This window comes from Streptomyces sp. SID5785, assembly GCF_009870065.1.
GTDB lineage: Bacteria > Actinomycetota > Actinomycetes > Streptomycetales > Streptomycetaceae > Streptomyces.
Map to the genome: position 1 here is coordinate 1 of NZ_WWIA01001066.1, position 5,153 is coordinate 5,153.

General features: G+C 76.0%; 5 protein-coding genes. 2 read left to right on the forward strand and 3 right to left on the reverse strand.

The annotated features are described in order from the left end of the window. Window positions 1–388: 388 nt before the first annotated feature. The gene (locus tag GTW43_RS34525) at window positions 389–1,198 is read left to right on the forward strand and encodes a hypothetical protein (protein ID WP_161305915.1); all 810 of its coding nucleotides are present in this window, start codon (window positions 389–391) and stop codon (window positions 1,196–1,198) included. A 35-nt stretch (window positions 1,199–1,233) separates the two neighbouring features. Here the strand turns inward: GTW43_RS34525 and GTW43_RS34530 are convergent, their stop codons facing one another. The 3 genes from GTW43_RS34530 to GTW43_RS34540 all read right to left on the reverse strand — a co-directional run bounded on the left by GTW43_RS34530 (window position 1,234) and on the right by GTW43_RS34540 (window position 3,638). Next, entirely contained in the window at window positions 1,234–1,566 is a 333-nt protein-coding gene (locus GTW43_RS34530) for a DUF6401 family natural product biosynthesis protein (protein WP_161305916.1), read from the reverse strand. 150 nt (window positions 1,567–1,716) lie between these two features. Next, window positions 1,717–2,379, reverse strand: coding sequence for a response regulator transcription factor (locus GTW43_RS34535; protein ID WP_343246206.1), 663 nt, complete (start codon window positions 2,377–2,379; stop codon window positions 1,717–1,719). After that, entirely contained in the window at window positions 2,349–3,638 is a 1,290-nt protein-coding gene (locus GTW43_RS34540; protein WP_161305917.1) for a sensor domain-containing protein, read from the reverse strand. The genes GTW43_RS34535 and GTW43_RS34540 overlap by 31 nt, the downstream gene beginning before the upstream one ends. A 190-nt stretch (window positions 3,639–3,828) precedes the next feature. Here GTW43_RS34540 and GTW43_RS34545 point away from each other — a divergent pair. Continuing rightward, window positions 3,829–5,153: FtsX-like permease family protein (locus GTW43_RS34545; protein ID WP_161305918.1), on the forward strand; the 1,325-nt coding region annotated here is incomplete at its 3' end.

A 5,153-nucleotide genomic window follows, 5' to 3' on the forward strand; every position in this document is an offset into this window, starting at 1 on the left:
GGGGCCGGCGCGGGTGCCGGGGCCGGTGCAGGCGCCGACACCGGTGCGGGTGCCGGGGCCCTGTAAGCGGACTCGACGCGGACGGCCCGAGCCGGGGTGGCCAGTGCCCGGGCGGCCACGGCCCCGGACAACCTGAGCCCCGGGCGGGCCAAGCCCTGGGTGGACCGGACCCCCGGGCGGCCCGAACCCCGGGCGGCCCGAGCCCTGGCGGGCCGAGTTCGATGAGGGCGGCTCGCCCCCGCGCAGGTCACGCGGACGGGTCTCCCGGGAGGCCGGTTCGGGCGGGGCGTGCTATCCCGGTAGGACGCAGGAAAACGAGGGGGGCACGCCTGTCGGCGAGGGTCGGTCGCGTCCGGCCCACCGGCCTCACTGAGTGGAGGAACCACTCATGACTCCGTTCCCGAACGCACTCGCCGTCGACTTCACCGGCGGTCTGAACGACGCCTGGTCGAAAGTCGCCCAGTTCGTGCCCAAACTGATCGGCTTCCTGGTCGTCCTGGCCATCGGCTGGTTCGTCTCGAAGCTGATCGCCCGCGTGCTGGACAGGGTGCTGCGCAAGGTGGGCTCGGAGAAGCTCGCCGAGCGGGCCGGTGCGGCCAAGATGCTCGAAGGGTCGAAGTACGACACCACCGGCATCGTCTGCAAGGTCGTGTACTACGCCCTGCTGCTGATCACGCTGCAGCTGGGCTTCGGCGTCTTCGGGAGCAACCCGGTCTCCACGATGCTCAACGGCATCGTCGCCTGGATCCCGCGCGGCATCGTCGCGATCGTGCTGATCGTGGTCGCCATGGCCGTCGCCAACATCGTCCGGGACATCGTCACCAACGCCCTGAGCTCGGTCTCGTACGGCAAGACCATCGGCACCGCCGTGTGGGCCTGCATCGTGGCCCTCGGCCTGATCGCCGCCCTCGGCCAGGCCGGTATCGCGACGTCCGTCACGCAGCCGGTGCTCTACGCGGCCCTCGCGGCCGGGGCCGGTGTCGTGATCGTCGGCGTCGGCGGCGGGCTCATCGGCCCGATGCGGCAGCGCTGGGAGCGCATGCTGAACAAGGCCGAGGAGGAGACGATGAAGGCGCGTGGCGGCAACGTCGGCGCGTACCAGGCCGGACGCGAGGACGCCCTGACGAACCAGCCGGTGCAGGAGCGGGAGGGGCACGGGCCCATGACCGGCGGCACCGGGGACGACCGGTTCCAGTAGGCCGTTCCCGTACGCAGCCGGGCCCCGTGCGTGGCTCAGCAGTCGGCGAGACGTCCGTACAGGTCGTCGTCACCGAGCAGGTCGTGCCGCTTCACCAGCCAGCTGATGGCGGTGAGGCGGCACACCGCGTAGTCGTGCCCGACGGGTTCGCGCCAGTCCGTCTCCTCGAGCGCGTCGAGGAAGCCCAGGGCGTAGTCGGCGAGGAGGCCGGCGTCCGGGGCCGTCGGGACGAGGGCGGGGCCGGACGCCTCCAGGCGGTCGCGGATCTCCGACACGTGCTGGTCGACCGCGGCCGTGAAGGCGGGCTCGAAGGCGAACTCGGCGAAGCGTGGGCCGTACGCCTCGCTGACCCGGGCAAGAGGGGACATTCCTCCAACGTACGGGCGGGGCACGCGCCTGAGGAGGGACCTATGGCGTGCCGTTGGTCACCAACGTGGTCACCGAAGTGCTCACCGAAGTGGTCGCCAAAGAGGTCACCAACGTGCTCACCAACGTGGTGACCAACGTGGCCACCAGAGCTACGCCCGCAGGAACGCCAGCACCGCGAGCACCCGGCGGTGGGTGTCGCCCGCCTGCGGCAGGTCGAGCTTGGTCAGGATGCTGCCGATGTGCTTGCCGACGGCGGCCTCGGAGACGACGAGCGCCCGGGCGATCGCCGCGTTCGACCGGCCCTGTGCCATCTCGGCGAGCACCTCGCGCTCGCGCGGGGTGAGTCGCTCCAGCGGGTCGCGGCGCCGGCGCAGCAGCTGCCGGACGACCTCGGGGTCGACCACCGTGCCGCCCGCCGCGACCGAGGCGAGCGCGTCGAGGAACTCCTCGACGTGCCCGACCCGGTCCTTGAGCAGATAGCCGACGCCGGTGCCGTCGCCCGAGTCCAGGAGGTCGGCCGCGTACGCGCGCTGCACGTACTGGCTGAGGACGAGCACCGGCAGACCCGGCTGTCCGGCGCGCAGCCGCAGCGCGGCCCGCAACCCCTCGTCCTGGTGGTCCGGCGGCATGCGCACGTCCGTCACGACGAGGTCCGGGGTGTGCTCGCCGACGGCCCGCAGCAGGGCGGGGGCGTCGCCGACGGCGGCCGTCACCTCGTGGCCGCCGCGCGCGATCAGCCCGATCAGGCCCTCGCGCAGCAGGACGCTGTCCTCGGCCAGGACTATCCGCAGGGGACGGGGGTCAGCGGGCACGGCAGCTCCACACGCAGGAGGGTCGGACCGCCGGGCGGGCTGGTCAGGGTCAGTCTGCCACCGAGGACGGCGACCCGGTCGGCGAGTCCGGTGAGACCGGTGCCCGCGGCCGGGTCGGCGCCGCCGCGCCCGTCGTCCCGTACGACGAGGACGAGGCGGTCCGCGTCGTGACGGCCGGTGATCTCGGCGTGCGCGGCGCCGCTGTGCCGGGCGATGTTCGCGAGGGCCTCGGCCGCGACGAACCAGGCGGCGGACTCGACGGCGCGGGGCGGGCGTCCGGGCAGGTCGAGACGGACGTCGACGGGGACGGGGGAGCGGTCGGCGGCGTCGGTGAGCGCGGCGGCGAGACCGTAGTCCGTGAGGACCTGCGGGTGGATGCCGTGGATGAGCGCGCGCAGTTCCGACAGGGTCTGCTCGGCCTCGTGCTGGGCGCGGGCGAGCTGCGCGGCGAGCGGGCCGTCGGGCGGTGCGTCCAGGCGGGCCAGGCCGAGCGCCATGGTGAGGGCGACGAGCCGCTGCTGCGCGCCGTCGTGCAGGTCGCGCTCGATGCGGCGGCGCTCGGCCTCGAAGGCGTCGACGAGCCGGGCCCGTGACCGGGTCAACTCCACGACCCGGGCGTCGAGTTCCGCGGTGGGTGTCGTCAGGAGCAGCCGGGCCAGGGCGGCGCGGGCCGCTCCGGCGAGGGACAGCAGGACGGCGCCGAGGGCGAGGAGCAGCAGCCCGAGCAGTGCGCTCGCCCAGGCGCCGGGCCAGGACGTGACCGTCCACAGCTTCACCACCCGGGCCTCCTGCCCGTCCCCGGCGACGGCCATGGTCAGCGGGGTGGCCAGCACGGCGGCGGGCAGGACCAGGGTGACGGCGAGGGCGAGCGCGTCGAGCGGCCACAGCACGGTCGCGAACAGCAGGGCGTGACCGAGCTCGCGCCAGGTGGCCCGCTCCCTGACCCGGGTACGCAGCCAGCCCCAGGGGCCGGGGGCGTGGGGCGTGCCGTGCGGGTCGGGTGGTACCGGGCGCGGGTCGACGAGCCGCAGCCGGCGCCGCTCCAGCGCGGCGACGGGCAGCCCGGCGAGCGCGACCGCGGCCAGCAGCGGCAGTCCGACGAGGACGAGCGCGAGCACGCCGCCCGCGACGGCGGTGACCAGCAGCGCGAGCAGCGTGAGCGCACCGCACAGGACGCCGGTGCCCAGGTATGCGGCCGCGCGCCAGGGCGGGGTCGGCAGGCGGCGCGGCGCGGGCGGCGGAGGTGTCGGGGGCGGCATGCGTGCACGGTAGGCGAGGCGGTGACGGGGCGGCCATCGGGCAGGAGGGGGCACCGGGGTAGGGCCTGCCCTACCCCGGGTCTCACCCCTGCGTGACTGTGCGGACGGCGCCGGTGCGGTGTCGTGGAGCCATGACGCGAACGGGTACGCAGACGAGGGTCACGGCCGACGACGGTGCGGGGTGCTGAGGGTGCTGAGGGTGGTGGGGCGGGGGCTGCGGGCGCGGTGGACCTCGTTCGTCGGGTGTTTCGTCGCGGTCGCGCTCGGGGTGGCGCTCACGGCCGCCCTGGGTCTCGCGCTGGACGCCACGGGCCGGGAGCCGGAGCGGCGGCCCGCGCGGTTCGCGGCGGCGGACGTCGTCGTGCGCGGCGCCGACGAGCTGCGGCTCGCGACGCCGCACGGCACCGAGCGGCGCACGCTGGACCGGCCGCGGCCGCTGCCGGCCGCGCTGGCAGGGGAGTTGAGGGAGCTCGGCACGGTCGTCGAGGACCGGTCGTTCGCGGTGGCCGTGCGGGGCGAGCCGGTCGCCGGGCACCCGTGGTCGACGGCGGCGCTCGGGGCGTACGCGCTGCGGCAGGGCCGTGCGCCGCGCACCGACGCCGAGGCGGTCGTCGCGGGCGTCGGGGCGCGGCTCGGGCAGCGGCTCGCGACGTCGCGCGGCACGGTCACGGTGGTGGGGGTGGCGCGGGCGCCGCGGCCGTTCGAGCGGGCGCTGTTCGTCACGGACCGCCGGGCCCGCGCACTCGCGCCCGTACTGCGTCAGCTGGCGGTGGACGCGGCGCCCGGCGCCGTGCGGGAGGTCGTGCGGCGCCACCCCGGGGCGCAGACGCTGACCGGGGACGCGCGGCGCGCGGCGGACCCGGCGCGGGAGGGGGACCGGGAGGCGGTGACCGCGCTGACGGCCCTGTTCGGGACGGCCGCCGGGGTCACCGGCTTCGTGTCGGTGTTCGTCGTGGCGTCGACGTTCGCGTACGCGGTGGTGCAACGGCGCCGGGAGTTCGGCCTGTTGCGCACGATCGGCACGACCGCGGGGCAGCTGCGGCGGGCGGTGGTCGCGGAGGCGCTGCTCGTCGGCGCCGCGGCGGCCGCCACCGGATGTGTGCTCGGCGCCCGGGCCGCGCCGTGGCTGGGCCGGTGGACGGTCGCGCACGGGCTCGCCCCCGACTGGTTCGCCGTCCGCACCGGGCAGGCGGTCTGGCCGTACCACCTGGCGTTCTGGAGCGGGCTCGGCGTCGCGCTCGCCGGTGCCGCCGCGGCCTCCTGGCGGGCCGGCCGGACCGGGCCCCTGGAGGTGCTGCGCGAGGCGGCGGCCGACGGCCGGGTCATGACCTGGCCGCGGCGGGCCGGTGCGGCGGCGCTGCTCCTCATCGCGGCCGTGACGCTCGTCGCCGCGCTGCACGGCGACCCGGGCGAACTGCTGCACCGCAAGACGTACCTCACCCGCCCGATGCTGCTCGTCGCCGCGGCCGCGCTCGCCGCCCCCGCGCTGCTGCGTCCGGTGCTGCGGCTGCTGAC

Bases quoted from the DNA above. Each gene is read 5' to 3' on its own strand.
- GTW43_RS34525 (WP_161305915.1), top strand. From the start codon at position 389: ATGACTCCGTTCCCGAACGCACTCGCCGTCGACTTCACCGGCGGTCTG.
- GTW43_RS34530 (WP_161305916.1), bottom strand. From the start codon at position 1,566: ATGTCCCCTCTTGCCCGGGTCAGCGAGGCGTACGGCCCACGCTTCGCC.
- GTW43_RS34540 (WP_161305917.1), bottom strand. From the start codon at position 3,638: ATGCCGCCCCCGACACCTCCGCCGCCCGCGCCGCGCCGCCTGCCGACC.